The organism is Caldanaerobius fijiensis DSM 17918, assembly GCF_900129075.1.
Classification (GTDB): domain Bacteria; phylum Bacillota; class Thermoanaerobacteria; order Thermoanaerobacterales; family Caldanaerobiaceae; genus Caldanaerobius; species Caldanaerobius fijiensis.
Window position 1 is genome coordinate 18719 of the sequence record NZ_FQVH01000012.1, and the last position, 16109, is coordinate 34827.

Here is a 16109-nt window from a genome sequence, read left to right on the forward strand (position 1 = left end):
GAGAATATATGCCTATAAATGATAGATTGCGCAATATAGGGATAGTAGCTCATGTAGATGCAGGCAAGACCACCACAACTGAATACATGCTGTATTTAAGCGGTAAAATACGAGCTATAGGTAGTGTTGACGATGGGACGGCTCAAACCGACTACCTGGAGGTAGAAAGGGAGAGGGGTATTTCTGTATTGGCAGCGACGACGGTATTTAACTGGAAAGGCTATACCGTAAACCTCATAGATACACCGGGCCACATAGACTTTGTATCAGAAGTGGAGCGATCACTGAGGGTTTTAGATGGCGCGATACTGATGATATCAGCTGTTGAGGGCATACAATCATATACAGAGGTGTTATGGAATGCCTTAAAAAAGATGAAGATACCTACTATATTTTTCATAAATAAGATGGATAGGATAGGGGCAGATGCCGATGGGCTAATTAGTGAGATAAAAGGTATGTTTACTGATAGGGCATTTGCTGTTCAGCACCCCATAGGGCGAGAAAATCAATTTAGAGGTGTTATAGATATATTTCAGGAGAATGAAATATCTGATGATGCAATAGATACGTTGTCAAGGGTAGATGATGAGGTCTTAAAGAGGTATATTGATGGCCAGGTTCTGGATAATCAATACCTTAAAGAAAGAACTATTGAGCTTGCAAGAAGGGCTGAGGTTTTTCCGATACTATTAGGTTCAGCTCAAAAAGGCATAGGTATAACCCAACTGATGGACGCTATAATAGATTTTCTTCCGGCACCACGTGGTGATGAAAACAGGCCGTTGTCGGCTATCGTGTTCAAAATCCAGAGAGATAAGACTATGGGTCGTCTTTCATATGTAAGGCTGTACGATGGCGTTATGAAAAATAGGGATGTGGTTTATAATGTCACCCAGGGCAAGGAGGGAAAAGTGGCTCAGATACGCAAAATGCACGTCAATGATTATGAGGACGTAGGAGAGGTTAGAGCGGGTGACATAGCAGCTGTATGTGGGATCGATGCGCGTGTAGGTGATATAATAGGTTGTGCTGATGCCATTCCTCCTGAACATAAATTGGCAGTTCCACTGCTTACGGTACAGGTGCGTCCCAAAAATAACAATGATTATTACAAATTGGTTGAAGCTCTGCAAGAATTGGATGAGGAAGATCCAACACTGGAATTTCAGTGGCATCAGGCCGAAAAGGAACTTCACATAAAGGTTATGGGCACGATTCAGATCGAAATTCTCTACAGCATATTGAAGGATCGCTTTGGTATTGAAGTGATCTTTGATGAGCCTATGGTTATATACAAAGAAACACCTGCTAAAAAGGGAGAAGGCTTTGTAGCTTATACCATGCCAAAACCTTGCTGGGCAGTATTGCGCTTTGCTATTGAACCAGGTGAACGTGGAAGCGGGTTGGTCTATAAATCCATTGTGAGCACGGATAAGATACGCAAAAGGTATCAAAACGATGTGGAGAGGACATTACCTGAGGCGCTTAAACAAGGCCTCTATGGTTGGGAGGTCACAGATCTTAAGGTTACTCTCATTGACGGAGAGGATCACGTAATGCATACCCATCCTCAGGATTTTGTAGTGGCTACCCCTATGGCTATAATGGACGGGCTTGTTAACACCGGCGTAAAGCTTCTAGAACCCATATTGTATTTTAAAATCATTACTCCGGAGGAATTTGCGGGTAAAGTTTTAAACGATCTGGCGCAAATGAGAGCTGTTTTTAACAGTCCATGGATATCCAGGGGTATGGCTACAATAGAGGGAGAAATACCTCTTGCTACATCTATGAATTATCCGGCGCATCTGTCATCAGCTACAAAAGGCCGCTCCAATATGACAACCCGTTTTTTGCAGTATAAAGAGTGCCCTGAAGGTTTTGTGATAGAGCGAAAGCGCATAGGTGTTAATCCTCTGGATAGGTCCAAGTACATTTTGAGCGTAAGGGGAGCTCTTTAATTTTTTCCGTCGGCATTTTGAAGCAATATTACATCTTCGTCAGCGGGATCCCTATCGTTATGATGTTCAATGAGGTATATTGAACGGCCTGGAAGGCCGATTTTTTTTGCCAATTTACCGCCTATCTCGGGATGGTTATAGTATATATACAGGAAATACCATCTCTTTGAAAGTTTTACTGCGAGCTTATGCATAAACTTATCCAGCAATACTGCTAAAGCCTTCTTTAAAGGTGTGAGTGCATTTCCCTTCCCTATATCATGCATCAGAGCTGCTATAACCAGCTCGCGAGAAGCATCAGGGCGCATGTGTAAAACGCTATAAGCTACATCTATAGAATGCCTCTGCTCATACAGTGGTAGCTGTAAAAAAATTTTTAGCTGTTCGTCATTGAGGTATTTCGACAGAAATTTCCAGTCTTCATCATAAATTTTCGCTGTATAGTATGTATAAAATTGTTTACCCCTATAAAGATAATTCAAGTTATTATCACCTCTAAACATGTATTTTAAAGTTTATTTTATCATATCGCTAGTCTTCGTTTAATATTGTCGATAAAAAATTTTGTCCGTTGCCAAAAATATACATACAACTTTGCGATATGGTGATATAATCCAGTAAAAACAATAATTGGGGAGGGGAATTGTGATGGAACGCATTGAATTGCTTCCATACCAGAGGATTTATACACATAAGATGAAAGGAAGAGAGAAAATAAATTTACGATTGGATGCAGGGATGGCATTAATTATTTTGTTTGGCTTTCTTGTTTCGAGGTCGCTGTTTTTTGACCAGACATTGCCATTTGGTCTCGCATTTTATGCTGCTGCATTAAAAAAAGAAAAAAGGTATATGATAATTGCACTGCCTGTTATTTTGGGTGTTGCTTTAACTGTTGGTTTGTTTGGCGCGTTATATTATGCGGTTGCATTTACAGCTTTTACTATTTCCTATTTCTTTATTAAAGATCGTGATATTACAATATATGCAATAGTTTCATCAATATTACAATTTGGTATATTGGGTATTGACTTGATAAATGACTTTATCCTCTATGACTTTATAATTTATGTATTGAGTGCAGCGGTGTGCTTTTCTATGACTTTTGTTTTTTATCAGTGTGTGCCTGCCATAGCAAAGGTCAATAGAAGAGTGCTGTCAAAAGAAGAAATAATAGCATTTGCCATTACAGCAGGTATTATCCTGTCCGGATTTTCAAAGGTGAAAGTTGCAGGATTTTCTATAGCCAATGTACTCTCTGTCCTGGCCGTAGTTACATCTGCCTTTGCTGGCGGTATAGGTGTAGGTTGTTCTGCAGGCCTTGTTGCGGGTTTTATTTCAAATCTGGCTCGTATAAACCCTGTGATTATTACTACATATGGCTTGGCGGGTTTGTTTTCCGGTTTGTTTAATAAATTAGGTAAGACAGGTTCCGTACTGGGTTTTGTCTTTAGTTATGGGCTTATGTATACCTACATTCCTTCACTGGGTGCACAGATGACCTTTTATGAGGTGCTTGCTTCTATAATGATGTTTATATTGCTGCCCAGATCCTTTATTTATACCCTGAGCGAATACGTGGATAAGGCTGTAAATAAACAAAAGGCTCTGGCTGATTACAGTATCAGGGTGAAAAAGATGTCTTGTGAAAAAGTGAGAGATTTGTCGGATATATTCGGTGAAATAGCAGAAGACATGGAACAGCTTATACAAGCCGGGGAGGAAATACAAAATAACGATTATGCGGACAATAGGTTAAAAATTTTGGCACAGCAATTTAAGGGTATATCAGCAATATTGCGAAATCTATCTGATGATATGAACGCGGAAGTAGAGTTCTTAAACGATGTTGAGGATAGTATAAAAGTGGAACTGGATCGCCACGGTTTTGATATCAAAGATGTATATGTTTTGAAAAAAGGCGACAGAGTGGAAGTACAGATAGCGAAAAAGGTGTGTTACGGCAGCAAAGAATGTTTGAAGAGCATAATCCCTATTGTATCCAAATGTGTAGGTAAAAGAATGGTTCCTCTGCGAGATAGTTGTACCATAGATGAAAAGATGAGGACGTGTAGTTTAAGATTAGAAGAAGCTGATAAGTACGATGTGATTACGGCTGTTGTGAGCACGTCGAAAGAGCCGGTAAATGGTGATAATTTTAGCTTTCTTGAGTTGCCTTACGGCAAGTATATGATGGCGTTAAGCGACGGCATGGGGACAGGAGCAAAAGCTGCCAGCGAAAGCAAATTGGCTTTAAAGCTGGTAGAACGGTTTAGTAAAGCAGGTTTTACAAAGGAAGCAGCTGTTAAATGTGTTAACGCCCTTATGGCCCTAAGAAATCTGGAGTGCTTCAGCACACTGGATATGTGCCTTTTTGATAAATATACTGGAAAAGCAGAGTTTATAAAAATGGGTTCTTCTTCCACCTTTATAAAAAGAAAAGAGATGGTGGACGTAATCCGCTCCCATCAGTTGCCCCTTGGTATATTAAATAATGTAGATGTATCAGGGAAAAATAGTATTTTAGGGGATGGGGATATGCTGATAATGGTCACCGATGGCATTCTGGATGCTAACGATTTCATAAAAAGAGAACAGTGGCTGAAACAGCTGCTGAAAGAGATAGATGGGACACCGCAGGAGATGGCTCGAAAAATATCTGAAGAGACGCTAAAACTGACAAGAGGAAATGTTAAAGATGATATGACGGTTATGGTATCTAAGATAGTAGCGGTGTAAGGTTGTATAATGGTGAGTTTTGGTGGCAATAATTACTAAAAAAGGAGGTAATAATATGCCACTAAAACTCATTACTCTTGTTACGGACGGCAAATCTAATGTAGGGGGCAATCCGGTAGATGCTGCGGCAGACGCGAAAAAAATGGGTATAATAGTAAATTCTATTGGCATCATGGACAGAGATGATGTGGGAGCTACAGAGGTCAGGGAGATCGCCAGAGCGGGTGGAGGCTTATACGAGCTTACGCGTATAGAAGAATTATCGGAGACCATGCAGGCGTTGACCCAAAAATCAGTTCAGGTGACGATAGAGGAGATAGTAAACAGCCATATAAAGGGTATAATAGGTAAAGATTTAAAAGATATCAACCCGATCGTAAGGAGCCAGGTGAGCAGTTATATAGAGTCACTGGCAGATGAAACCGATGTAGAAATGGCGATTTTAATGGATACCAGCGGCAGCATGTTATACAAGATCAATGCTGCCAGGGTCAGCGTCGTAGATCTTTTAAAGACTTTAAGTGGTCGAAAAGGACGTTTTTCAGTAGCTTTACTCCAATTCCCGGGGATTGACAGTATGGTAAAGGTACTCTGTGATTTTACCGACGATCCTCAGGAGTTAGAGCAAATCGTAACTTCTGTAGGTACAGGAGGCTGTACGCCTACGGCTATCGCTATAAGAGAGGCCATTTCCATGCTGGTGAAGCAACCTGAACTACGTGAATACACGCTATGAGGATAAGAGAAGGGGATATTATAAAGGGCCGCTGGAGCAAAAAATCCTATGAAGTCATAAAAAAATTAGGTGAAGGCGGCCTTGGGATTGTTTTTTTGACCAAGTGCATGGACGATGGCCAGAAATATGCGGTAAAGGTTTTTGATAATGTCATGAATGCAGCTAGAGAGTACAGGCTTTTAAAAGAGTTTTCTCACCTTCAGTATATACCTTATGTTTATGGGCTTGATGATATGCTCTCGGGACAAGCCGGGTTTATTGTGATGGAATATATACATGGTGACAATCTGCAGAGCTTTCTAAAGTGTTATAAGCTTTCAGTTAAAAATGTCATTGGGATTTCTGTGGTTCTTTTAAAATTGCTTGGCGAATTTCATAAAAAAGGCTATGCATATGCAGATCTTAAACCTGAAAATATTATGATAGATAAAAACAAAAAACTCCTGCGCATCGTAGATATCGGTGGCCTGATGAAATTTGGAATGGGAGTTAAAGAATATACTCCTCGATTTGACAGAGCATCATGGGGTTATGGACTTAGAAAGGCAGATAGGGCTTATGATTTATTTGGCCTGGGAATATTGCTATTGGAGCTCTTATCTGGCAGAAGATGTAATCCTGATAGATGTGAGCTAAAGGATTTGCTCCGTAATATTAAGTTTACATCCCCGGTTGTGTATAATATCGTAGAGATGTGCTTTAAAGGAGAAGATGTTAACAGAGTATTTGATTATGCTTACAGTAATTACAAGAAGGAGAACATGGCCGCTGCAAAAATTGATAAATTTTTGAATATATTTTTGACAGTGGGCCTAGTTTTTCTTTTTTTATTTGTGTTGATATGGTATAATACTATATTATAAATGCACCTGGGGGAAACAATGTGTTAGCAGAGGATACGATAAAAAAATATGAGATGATTCATCGGGGAGACCGGATAATTGTGGCAGTATCGGGCGGCCCTGATTCTGTGTGCCTTTTACATATCTTATTTAAACTTAAGGAAAGGTATGATCTGACTCTCTTTGTCGCACATGTTAATCATCAATTAAGGGGATTGCAGGCTGAGGAAGATATGCGCTTTGTCAGGGATATGGCAGAAGACCTTGGCTTGCCTTTTTATGTTAAAGTAGAAGATGTGGCCAAAGTGGCATCAGATTTGCATATGACTTTAGAACAAGCGGGCAGGTATGTAAGGTACAGCTTTTTCAGGGAACTTAAAAAGCAATTGAATGCAGATAAAATTGCGGTGGCCCACAATATGGACGACCAGGCCGAGACGGTATTGCTTCACCTTTTACGGGGCAGTGGTATGCATGGGTTAACCGGTATGAGTCCGGTTTCGGGAGATATCATAAGACCTCTTATCGAGTCAAAGCGCCAGGATATAGAAGCGTATATTAAAGAAAATGGCTTGAAGTATAGAATAGATCATACCAATTATGAAGCCAATTATACCAGAAACAGGATAAGGCTTGAGCTCATACCATATCTAAAAGAGCACTTTAATAAAAGAATAACCGATGCAATTGCTCAAACGGCAGAGATATTGCGGGAGGAAGACAATTATATTCAGAAGAAGGTTCAGGAAGCTTATGAAAAGATATGTTCTGAAAGCCGGGATATTGTACAGATTGACTTAAAGGAATTTATTGAACTGGAGCCGGCTATTAAAAGACGTCTTATAAAAAAGGCGATTCAGGCCGTAAAAGGCCATGACCTGAATATAGAATTTAAGCATATAAACTACATTATGGATTTTGCTCAGCGAGGGAGGACCGGTGAGCGCATAGATATCCCTGGTAATGTCTGTGTGGGATTGCAGTACGGCAAAATCAAATTTTTCCTTTCGTCAAGTATTTTGGCCGCAACCGATTTTTCGTATAATCTCATTATACCCGGTGAGACCTATATTGGCGAATTAAATGCCCGCATTTATGCGGCCATAGAAGCCAGCGTTCAGCTTGATTTTAAAGATAGGTATAAGGCTTATCTTGATTATGAGAAGCTCCCTGGTGATCTGGTGGTTAGAACGCGAAAAAATGGAGACTATATAGTACCTTTTGGTATGCAGGGGCGCAAAAAACTAAAGGATTACTTTATTGATGCAAAAATACCCTTTGATATGAGGAATAAAATCCCGTTAATTGCATCAGGGAACGAAATAGTATGGATTGTAGGGCATAGAATTAATGAAAAATATAAGGTAACAGAGAAGACAAGAAAATTTTTGGTTTTGAGTTATGAAGGAGGTTGTAGCGATGTTTGAACAGGATATTTCAGAGATATTGATAGGTGAGGATGAGTTAAAAGACAAGGTTAAAGAGCTCGGCCGGATTATAACACGTGATTATGCTGGCAAAGAGCCTGTACTCATAGGAGTTTTAAAGGGTGCTATCATGTTTATATCAGACCTGATAAGGTATATTGATCTTCCCATCACTATAGATTTTATGGCTATATCCAGCTATGGCGCTTCCACTCGTTCATCAGGAGTTGTAAAGATTATAAAAGATCTGGATCACAGCATACAAGATAAGGATGTCATCATTATAGAGGATATAATAGACAGCGGCCTTACTTTGAGCTATTTGCGAAAAAATCTCATGGAGAGAGGTCCCAGGAGTATAAAGATATGTACGCTCCTGGATAAGCCTGAGAGAAGAATGACCGATGTAAAAGTAGATTATGTCGGCTTTACTATACCTGATAAATTTGTAGTGGGGTATGGCCTTGATTATGCTGAAAAGTACAGGAACCTTCCTTATATAGGGGTGTTAAAACCGGAGATATATAATGATTAAACTAACCTAATTTGTTTTTTGTAAATTTATATGGTAAAATATCTTTGTCATATAATGTAATGAGGGGAGGCAAAGGCTTGAATAAGTTCTTGAAAAGCGCCAGTTTTTACATTCTGGTATTGATAGCTATATACGCCATTGTGCAACTATGGGGAACAGCTACGCCAGAACAACCGCTAAAATATAATTATACACAATTGGTGCAACAGATAAGGAATAACAACGTCAGCGAGCTAACTATTATAGATAAAAATGTGATGGGGACATTAAAAGATGGTACGAGATTTCAAAGCTATATACTGGATACCACCAGTTTCAGCCAGTTCTTACAGCCTTATATAGATAGAGGCCTTGTAGTTAATCCGCAGCCCGTATCTGAGCCGCCGTGGTGGTTGCAGCTGTTGCCCACTGCCGCATTTATCGTACTGTTTGTGATATTTTGGTTGATATTTATACAGCAATCACAAGGCGGCGGGAGTAGAGTGATGAGCTTTGGCAAGAGCAGGGCAAAGATGCTTAATGAAGATAAAAGAAGGGTTACTTTCAATGATGTGGCAGGAGCCGATGAAGAAAAAGAGGAATTAAAAGAGATTGTAGAGTTTTTAAAATCTCCCAGGAAGTTCATAGAGTTAGGGGCGAGGATACCTAAAGGAGTTTTACTGGTTGGGCCTCCCGGAACCGGTAAGACTCTATTAGCCCGCGCTGTAGCCGGTGAAGCAGGTGTGCCTTTTTTTAGTATCAGTGGATCTGACTTTGTGGAGATGTTTGTGGGCGTTGGCGCAGCAAGAGTGAGAGATCTATTTGAGCAAGCCAAGAAAAATTCACCGTGTATAGTGTTTATTGATGAGATCGATGCTGTGGGACGCCATAGAGGTGCTGGTCTGGGAGGAGGCCATGATGAGAGAGAACAGACGCTAAACCAGCTTCTGGTGGAAATGGATGGTTTCAGTGTAAATGAGGGTATTATAATCCTTGCTGCTACCAATAGACCCGACATATTGGACCCCGCCCTTTTGAGACCCGGGCGATTTGATAGACAGGTGGTGGTAGGTATACCCGATGTGAAGGGGAGGGAAGAGATATTAAAAGTGCATTCCCGAAATAAACCCCTAGCTCCTGATGTAGATTTAAAAGTATTGGCAAAGAGGACGCCAGGTTTTACAGGAGCTGATCTTGAGAATCTTATGAATGAAGCTGCTCTTTTGTCTGCTCGAAGAGGCAAAAAGCAGATATCTATGGAAGAACTGGAAGAATCCATTACTAAGGTTATTGCGGGTCCTGAGAAGAAGAGCAGGGTTATAACTGAGGAAGATAAAAAACTGACGGCGTACCATGAAGCGGGTCATGCCGTCGTAGCCAAATTACTCCCTCATGCTGATCCTGTTCACGAAGTGTCTATTATACCCAGAGGCAGGGCGGGCGGCTATACTATGAGCCTTCCGGAAAAAGACAGGTATTATATATCCAAGTCTGAGATGCTGGATCAAATCGTGCAGCTATTAGGGGGAAGAGTTGCTGAAAAATTGGTGCTGAACGATATAAGCACAGGCGCTCAAAATGACCTGGAGAGGGCTACGAAAATCGCCCGTGAGATGGTGACAGAGTACGGCATGAGTGAAAAACTCGGGCCCATGATATACGGTTCAGATAGGGATGAGATATTTATAGGTAGAGACCTAGGGAGGGCTCGAAATTATAGTGAAGAGGTAGCTGCTGAAATTGATAGCGAGATGAGGCGTATAATTGAAGAGTGTTATAAAAGGGCGGAAGAGTTGTTAAGTGAAAATATAAATAAACTTCACGGTGTGGCTAAAGCGCTTATAGAGAAAGAAAAACTGAACAAAGAAGAGTTTGAGGAAGTATTTGCTAGTGCATAAAAGGGTTTTTAAAACCCTGTTTTTTTTGATTTTTTTTGTTATAATAGGTTTGATTAAAAATTTTAGAAAAAATTTTAGAAAGGTCGTGAGATTATTGGAGTACGGGATACAGGTTGGCTTGAACTCAACTATAGAGACTATTGTGGAAGAAAAAGACCTGGCGGTCACCTATGGCAGTGGCAGTGTCAGAGTATTGGCGACACCTGCCATGATATCGCTTATGGAAAAAGCTGCTATGTTCTCGGTGGAGCTGCACTTGCCCGGTGATAAGGCTACAGTGGGCACCAATATAGCTGTCAAGCATTTACGGCCTACTCCGCTGGGGATGAAAATAAGGATATATGCTGAACTTATAAATATAGATAATAGAAGGCTAACATTTAAGGTTGAAGCCTACGATGAGGTGGAGAAAATAGGCGAAGGTACCCATGAAAGATACATAATAGACGTAGATAAATTTATGGAAAAATGTGAAAACAAATTAAATAGGTAGAGGTGGTATTTGGTATCATGCTGAGCGATATCGAAATTGCGCGAAACGCAAAACTTAAACCCATTGGAGATATAGCGAGATCGCTGGACATATCTGAAGATTATATAGAGTATTATGGTAAGTACAAGGCAAAAATATCCCTGGAACTGCTAAAAAAGCTGGAAAGCAAACCTAATGGTAAGTTGATCTTGGTTACATCAATTAATCCTACACCAGCGGGGGAAGGCAAGTCTACTGTAACTATCGGTTTAGGACAGGCTCTTGCTAAATTACATAAAAAGGTTGTCGTTGCTTTGAGGGAACCGTCCCTTGGCCCATGTATGGGCCTTAAAGGAGGGGCCACCGGCGGAGGTTATTCTCAGGTGGTCCCTATGGAAGATATAAACCTCCATTTTACCGGTGATATCCACGCCATCTCATCTGCTCACAACCTGCTTTCTGCTATGATAGACAACCACATTCACCATGGCAATAAACTCCATATAGATCCATGTCGGATACTTTGGAAACGGGCTCTGGATTTGAATGATAGGGCGCTAAGGGAGATTGTTGTAGGTCTTGGAGGTAAGCGAAACGGTTACCCTAGAGAAGATAGCTTTATTATAACAGTGGCTTCGGAGATAATGGCGATACTATGCCTTGCTGAAGACCTTGCCGATTTAAAGAAGCGCTTAGGAGATATTATCGTGGCATATGACACAGAGGGCAATCCCGTTACGGCAAGAGATCTTAAAGCAGACGGGGCCATGACTGCTCTTCTCAAAGACGCTATAAAGCCTAATCTGGTCCAGACCATTGAAGGGGTGCCGGCGATTATTCATGGCGGACCGTTTGCCAATATAGCCCATGGCTGTAACAGTCTCATTGCAACTAGAATGGCTTTAAAATTGGGAGATTATGTGGTCACAGAGGCTGGTTTTGGAGCGGACCTTGGCGCGGAAAAGTTTCTCGATATCAAGTGCAGAATGGGCGGGCTGAAACCCGATGAAATAGTAGTTGTTGCCACCATAAGAGCGCTGAAGATGCATGGAGGGGTTAAAAAAGGCGAGCTGTCACAGGAAAACCTCGATGCCCTGCACAAGGGTTTTGATAACCTTAAAAGGCATGTAGAAAACATGAGAAAATACAGGGTGCCTGTCACAGTAGCCATAAATGCTTTTGCGGAAGATACACCTGACGAAGTGGAATTACTTACAGAGATGTGCAAGAGAATAGGTGTAAAAGCGGTATTTACTGACGTGTGGGCAAGAGGCGGCGAAGGCGGCATACAATTGGCTCAGGAGGTACTTAGCGTACTGGAAAATCAGGAGAGCAAATATGAACCTTTGTATGATTTAGATCTCTCCATTGAAGAAAAGATTGAAAAAATCACAAAAGAGTTGTACGGCGGTTCTGGTGTTTTATATACGCCAGAAGCTAGAAGAGAGATAAAAAGAATCACCAAGATGGGTATGGATAAATTGCCTGTATGTATTGCTAAGACGCAATACTCATTTTCTGATAATCCCAGGCTTTTAGGAGCTCCTGATGGATTTGAGGTCACTGTGCGGGAAGTGTACTTATCTGCAGGAGCAAGGTTTATCGTAGCTATAATGGGCGATATCATGCTTATGCCCGGATTACCTGAGCATCCTGCTGCCGAAAACATTGACGTAAATGAAAATGGAGAAATAACCGGTCTTTTTTAAGATAATAAAAGTTCAATGATATAGCAGTGGTGTTTTTGCGTTAAGTAAGAGAGAGGAGGGGAAGACAGTTGGAAGGCCGATTTATGCCTTTTTATAGCAGAGAAGATGCAATGTCCGAATTAAAGAGGATTGGTGTAAGCGAAGGGGCGCTGGAGATACTAGCCGATAAGATGGACTATATAATTGTAAAGGTAAATAAGGTGAAAGCTGTCGCTGCTAATATATTAAAGCAGGAGATGCTGTCCTTAGGCGGTGATGTAGCGGTACACAGGGGATGTGTTAACTGCTCTGTAGAACATACGGATGTCATCGTTATGGGTACTTTTAAACAATATAAGATGCTGATCGAGAAACTTAAAGCTCAGCCTTATTTTGGGCTGGATCATATAGGGGCGATTTTTGGTGAGCTTTTAAACAATCGGGTTAAAAGACCTGCAACTATAGAAACTCCAAGGTATAAGCTGCCACTTGGCAAAAAAACGTACATAATGGGGATATTAAACGTGACACCTGATTCTTTTTCTGATGGGGGGAAATATACTGATATTCAAAAAGCGATAAACCGCGCCAAAGCAATGGTGGATGAGGGCGCCGATATCATTGATGTTGGTGGCGAATCTACCAGACCGGGTTATACACCTGTCCCTCTGGAAGAAGAACTTCATAGAGTTATACCTGTGATAGAGAGGCTCGTAAAGGAGATTAAAGTGCCTATATCCGTTGATACAACCAAAGCAGAGGTCGCCAGGCGCGCCATTGAACTTGGAGCAGATATAATAAACGATCAGTGGGGTTTACAAGGAGATCCAGCCATGGCTAAAGTGGCAGCGGAGCACAATGTTCCTGTCGTCGTGATGTTTAATAAAAATGACCGACAATACGAAGATATTATAGGAGAACATCTGGCCTTTTTGCATCGTTCTGTGGATATAGCTGTAAAAGCAGGTTTGAACAGAGATAAAATCATAATAGATCCCGGGATAGGCTTTGGCAAGAGTCCGGAACAAAACCTGTACGTCATGAAACACCTTTCGGAATTTAAAAGTCTTGGTTTACCGATACTGCTTGGTACATCGCGCAAATCCATGATAGGGCATGTGCTTGAATTGCCGGTGGGTGATAGGATTGAAGGCACAGCGGCAACAGTTGCATATGGTATAACACAGGGTGTGGATATAGTAAGGGTGCATGACGTTAAAGAAATGGCCAGGGTCGCCAGGATGACAGATGCTATGGTAAGGTAGTGATTTTTATGCCGATTGCTTATTTAAGTATAGGTTCCAATCTGGGAGATAGATACGGATTTTTAAAAAAAGCTATAGCAGCCCTTCAAGATGCCGGCATAGAAATAGTAAGATGTTCTTCTGTTTATGAGACCATTCCCGTAGGGTATATAGAGCAACCAAATTTCTTAAACGCTGTTCTGGAGGTGCAGACAAATTATTCTCCACACCAGTTACTGGATATTATACATGCCGTGGAAAGGGATCTGGGAAGGCAGCGAAATATACGTTGGGGACCTAGGACTATTGATATAGATATACTTCTGTATGATGAAATATATGTATCGGATGAGGATCTGGTTATTCCCCATCCAGAGATGTTGAAGAGAGCGTTTGTACTGGTGCCCCTTGGCGAAATCCGCCCTGATATAGTATTGAATAAAAAACCTGTTGCATATTATATAGATTTATTAAAAGAACAGGGTATAAAAAAGCTCAAAAACTTGCCACTATTGTAGATATGGTGGTATAATAATTACAATGGGTGAATATTTGGCTAAAAATTTTGACAGAAGAGAGGCGCTACAATACAAACAAGATCACATGAGTATAGAATGGAGGTATGAGTTGTGGGTATTGAGCAGAAGATAGAAGAGCTTCGGGCCAGAAGAGAGGCCATTGAAAAAGGCGGAGGCGATCAAAAAATTGAAAAACAGCACGCCGCTGGCAAGTTTACAGCCAGAGAACGTCTTCAAATGCTTTTTGACGAAGGATCGTTTGTAGAGCTGGATGCCTTCGTGGAGCACAGGAGCACAGATTTTAACATGGCCAATACAAAAGCTCCGGGAGAGGGTGTTGTTACCGGATACGGGACAGTAAATGGCCAGCTGGTATACGCGTATGCCCAGGATTTTACGGTAATAGGTGGTTCTTTAGGCGAGATGCATGCCAAGAAGATCTGTAAGGTGCTCGATCTCGCCATGAAGACGGGCGCACCTATTGTGGGTATAAATGACTCGGGAGGTGCCAGGATTCAGGAAGGCGTAGATGCATTATCGGGGTACGGAAGCATATTTTACAGAAATACCATGGCGTCGGGGGTAATACCTCAGATAACAGTTATCATGGGTCCATGCGCTGGTGGCGCTGTATATTCGCCTGCGTTGACTGATTTTATAATTATGGTTGATAAGACCAGCCAGATGTTTATAACAGGACCACAGGTGATAAAGGCCGTTACAGGCGAAGATGTCACAGCAGAAGAGTTGGGAGGCGCTATTACCCATAATACAAAGAGTGGTGTAGCGCATCTGGTGGGTTCTGATGAAAAAAGCGCTATCGCGCTGGTTAAAAAGCTTTTAAGCTATTTACCACCGAATAATTTAGAGGAAGCTCCCTATTACAGCACTGATGATGATTTGAACAGGATAGAGGAATCTTTAAACGATATATTACCGGATAATAGCAATAAACCTTATGATATGAAGGAGATCATAACAAAGATCGTTGACAATGGTGACTTTTTTGAAATTCAGCCTTTCTTTGCGCAGAATATCATAGTGGGATTTGGTCGGCTGAATGGCAGGACAGTAGGCATTGTTGCTAATCAGCCCAAGGTATTTGCAGGGAGCCTTGACATCAATGCCTCTGATAAGGCTGCGAGGTTTATAAGGGTATGCGATGCATTTAATATTCCGCTTCTAAATCTGGTGGATGTCCCTGGATTCCTTCCAGGAACGGATCAAGAATACGGGGGAATCATAAGGCATGGTGCCAAGATGCTGTACGCTTATTCTGAAGCGTCGGTACCCAAGGTTACAATGATAATAAGGAAGGCTTATGGTGGAGCTTATATAGCTATGTGCAGCAAAGAACTGGGCGCTGATGTGGTTTATGCGTGGCCTACGGCGGAAATAGCTGTTATGGGACCTGAAGGAGCAGCTAATATCGTGTTTAGAAAAGAGATAGAGGAATCAGAAGATCCTGTTGCCACCAGACAGCAGAAGATAGAGGAATACAGGTCCGAATTTGCCAACCCCTATAGGGCAGCTGCCAGAGGATATGTAGATGACGTCATAGTCCCGGCAGAGTCCAGACCCAGGTTGATCGCTGCTTTTGAGATGTTAACGGGCAAGAGGGAAAGCAGGCCGCCCAAAAAGCACGGCAATATGCCTTTGTAGAGGTGATATTTTATGAGCTTTATTCAATCTCTGGAAGAGAATATAATGATAACGGTCCTCGGTATGGGTATTGTATTTGCTGTATTGATAGTATTAAGCATTGTAATACTATTGTTTAAATACATAAAAGGGGATAGTCAGCCAAATAAGCCATCGGAGGAGATGGGCCAAAGCAACCAAGAAGGCCAATATTTAGCTGATGAAGATGTTCCGGTAGAGGATACAAACGGTGAAAAAGACGAAGAGCTTATTGCAGTGATATCGGCTGCTATAGCTGCATATGGCGCCGGGGACTTCAAATTAAGGATAAGATCCATAAAAAAAGTGGGACAGGTTGGGTCAACATGGGCTATGGCCGGTAGAAATGATATTATAAATTCAAGAATATGAGATAGGAGGTATACT

At 41.4% G+C, this 16109-nt stretch carries 14 protein-coding genes; 13 read left to right on the forward strand and 1 reads right to left on the reverse strand.

Annotated features, from left to right (window positions below; genetic code table 11):
- Nucleotides 1-8: 8 nt before the first annotated feature.
- On the forward strand, nt 9-1964 hold the full coding sequence (locus BUB87_RS06530) for a GTP-binding protein (protein ID WP_073343070.1): 1956 nt from the start codon (nt 9-11) through the stop codon (nt 1962-1964).
- On the opposite strand, the gene BUB87_RS06535 is transcribed toward BUB87_RS06530, so the two are convergent.
- Nucleotides 1961-2446 carry an HD domain-containing protein gene (locus tag BUB87_RS06535; protein ID WP_159432372.1) on the reverse strand — a complete coding sequence of 162 codons (486 nt, stop codon included), beginning with the start codon at nt 2444-2446 and terminating at the stop codon, nt 1961-1963. The two genes, BUB87_RS06530 and BUB87_RS06535, sit on opposite strands and share 4 nt — an antisense overlap.
- Before the next feature lie 166 nt (nt 2447-2612).
- Between BUB87_RS06535 and BUB87_RS06540 the strand changes: the two genes are divergently transcribed.
- From BUB87_RS06540 to BUB87_RS06595, 12 genes are all read left to right on the forward strand, one after another.
- Nucleotides 2613-4703: a SpoIIE family protein phosphatase gene (locus BUB87_RS06540; protein ID WP_073343075.1), complete on the forward strand. Its 2091-nt coding sequence runs from the start codon at nt 2613-2615 to the stop codon at nt 4701-4703.
- A gap of 55 nt (nt 4704-4758) precedes the next feature.
- Nucleotides 4759-5439, forward strand: coding sequence for a VWA domain-containing protein (locus BUB87_RS06545; RefSeq protein ID WP_073343078.1), 681 nt, complete (start codon nt 4759-4761; stop codon nt 5437-5439).
- Complete coding sequence (locus tag BUB87_RS06550) at nt 5436-6302, forward strand: protein kinase domain-containing protein (RefSeq protein WP_073343080.1); 867 nt, start codon at nt 5436-5438, stop codon at nt 6300-6302. The genes BUB87_RS06545 and BUB87_RS06550 overlap by 4 nt, the downstream gene beginning before the upstream one ends.
- 20 nt (nt 6303-6322) lie before the next feature.
- Nucleotides 6323-7708 (forward strand): tRNA lysidine(34) synthetase TilS, encoded by a 1386-nt coding sequence (gene tilS / locus BUB87_RS06555; RefSeq protein WP_073343083.1) that lies wholly within the window; start codon nt 6323-6325, stop codon nt 7706-7708.
- Nucleotides 7701-8243: a hypoxanthine phosphoribosyltransferase gene (gene hpt / locus BUB87_RS06560; RefSeq protein ID WP_234945980.1), complete on the forward strand. Its 543-nt coding sequence runs from the start codon at nt 7701-7703 to the stop codon at nt 8241-8243. Before tilS ends, hpt begins: the two co-directional genes overlap by 8 nt.
- A 59-nt stretch (nt 8244-8302) precedes the next feature.
- Nucleotides 8303-10120 (forward strand): ATP-dependent zinc metalloprotease FtsH, encoded by a 1818-nt coding sequence (gene ftsH, locus BUB87_RS06565; protein WP_073343185.1) that lies wholly within the window; start codon nt 8303-8305, stop codon nt 10118-10120.
- On the forward strand, nt 10113-10613 hold the full coding sequence (locus BUB87_RS06570) for a thioesterase family protein (RefSeq protein ID WP_234945981.1): 501 nt from the start codon (nt 10113-10115) through the stop codon (nt 10611-10613). The genes ftsH and BUB87_RS06570 overlap by 8 nt, the downstream gene beginning before the upstream one ends.
- Nucleotides 10614-10630: 17 nt before the next feature.
- Nucleotides 10631-12301 (forward strand): formate--tetrahydrofolate ligase, encoded by a 1671-nt coding sequence (locus tag BUB87_RS06575; RefSeq protein ID WP_073343088.1) that lies wholly within the window; start codon nt 10631-10633, stop codon nt 12299-12301.
- Between the two features lie 68 nt (nt 12302-12369).
- Nucleotides 12370-13545, forward strand: a complete 1176-nt coding sequence (gene folP / locus BUB87_RS14965; protein ID WP_234945982.1) for a dihydropteroate synthase — start codon at nt 12370-12372, stop codon at nt 13543-13545.
- 8 nt (nt 13546-13553) lie between these two features.
- The gene (gene folK / locus BUB87_RS06585; RefSeq protein WP_073343091.1) at nt 13554-14042 is read left to right on the forward strand and encodes a 2-amino-4-hydroxy-6-hydroxymethyldihydropteridine diphosphokinase; all 489 of its coding nucleotides are present in this window, start codon (nt 13554-13556) and stop codon (nt 14040-14042) included.
- A 111-nt stretch (nt 14043-14153) separates the two neighbouring features.
- Nucleotides 14154-15704 (forward strand): acyl-CoA carboxylase subunit beta, encoded by a 1551-nt coding sequence (locus tag BUB87_RS06590; protein WP_073343094.1) that lies wholly within the window; start codon nt 14154-14156, stop codon nt 15702-15704.
- 12 nt (nt 15705-15716) lie between these two features.
- Nucleotides 15717-16094, forward strand: coding sequence for an OadG family protein (locus tag BUB87_RS06595; RefSeq protein ID WP_073343099.1), 378 nt, complete (start codon nt 15717-15719; stop codon nt 16092-16094).
- The last annotated feature ends 15 nt before the right edge of the window (nt 16095-16109 follow it).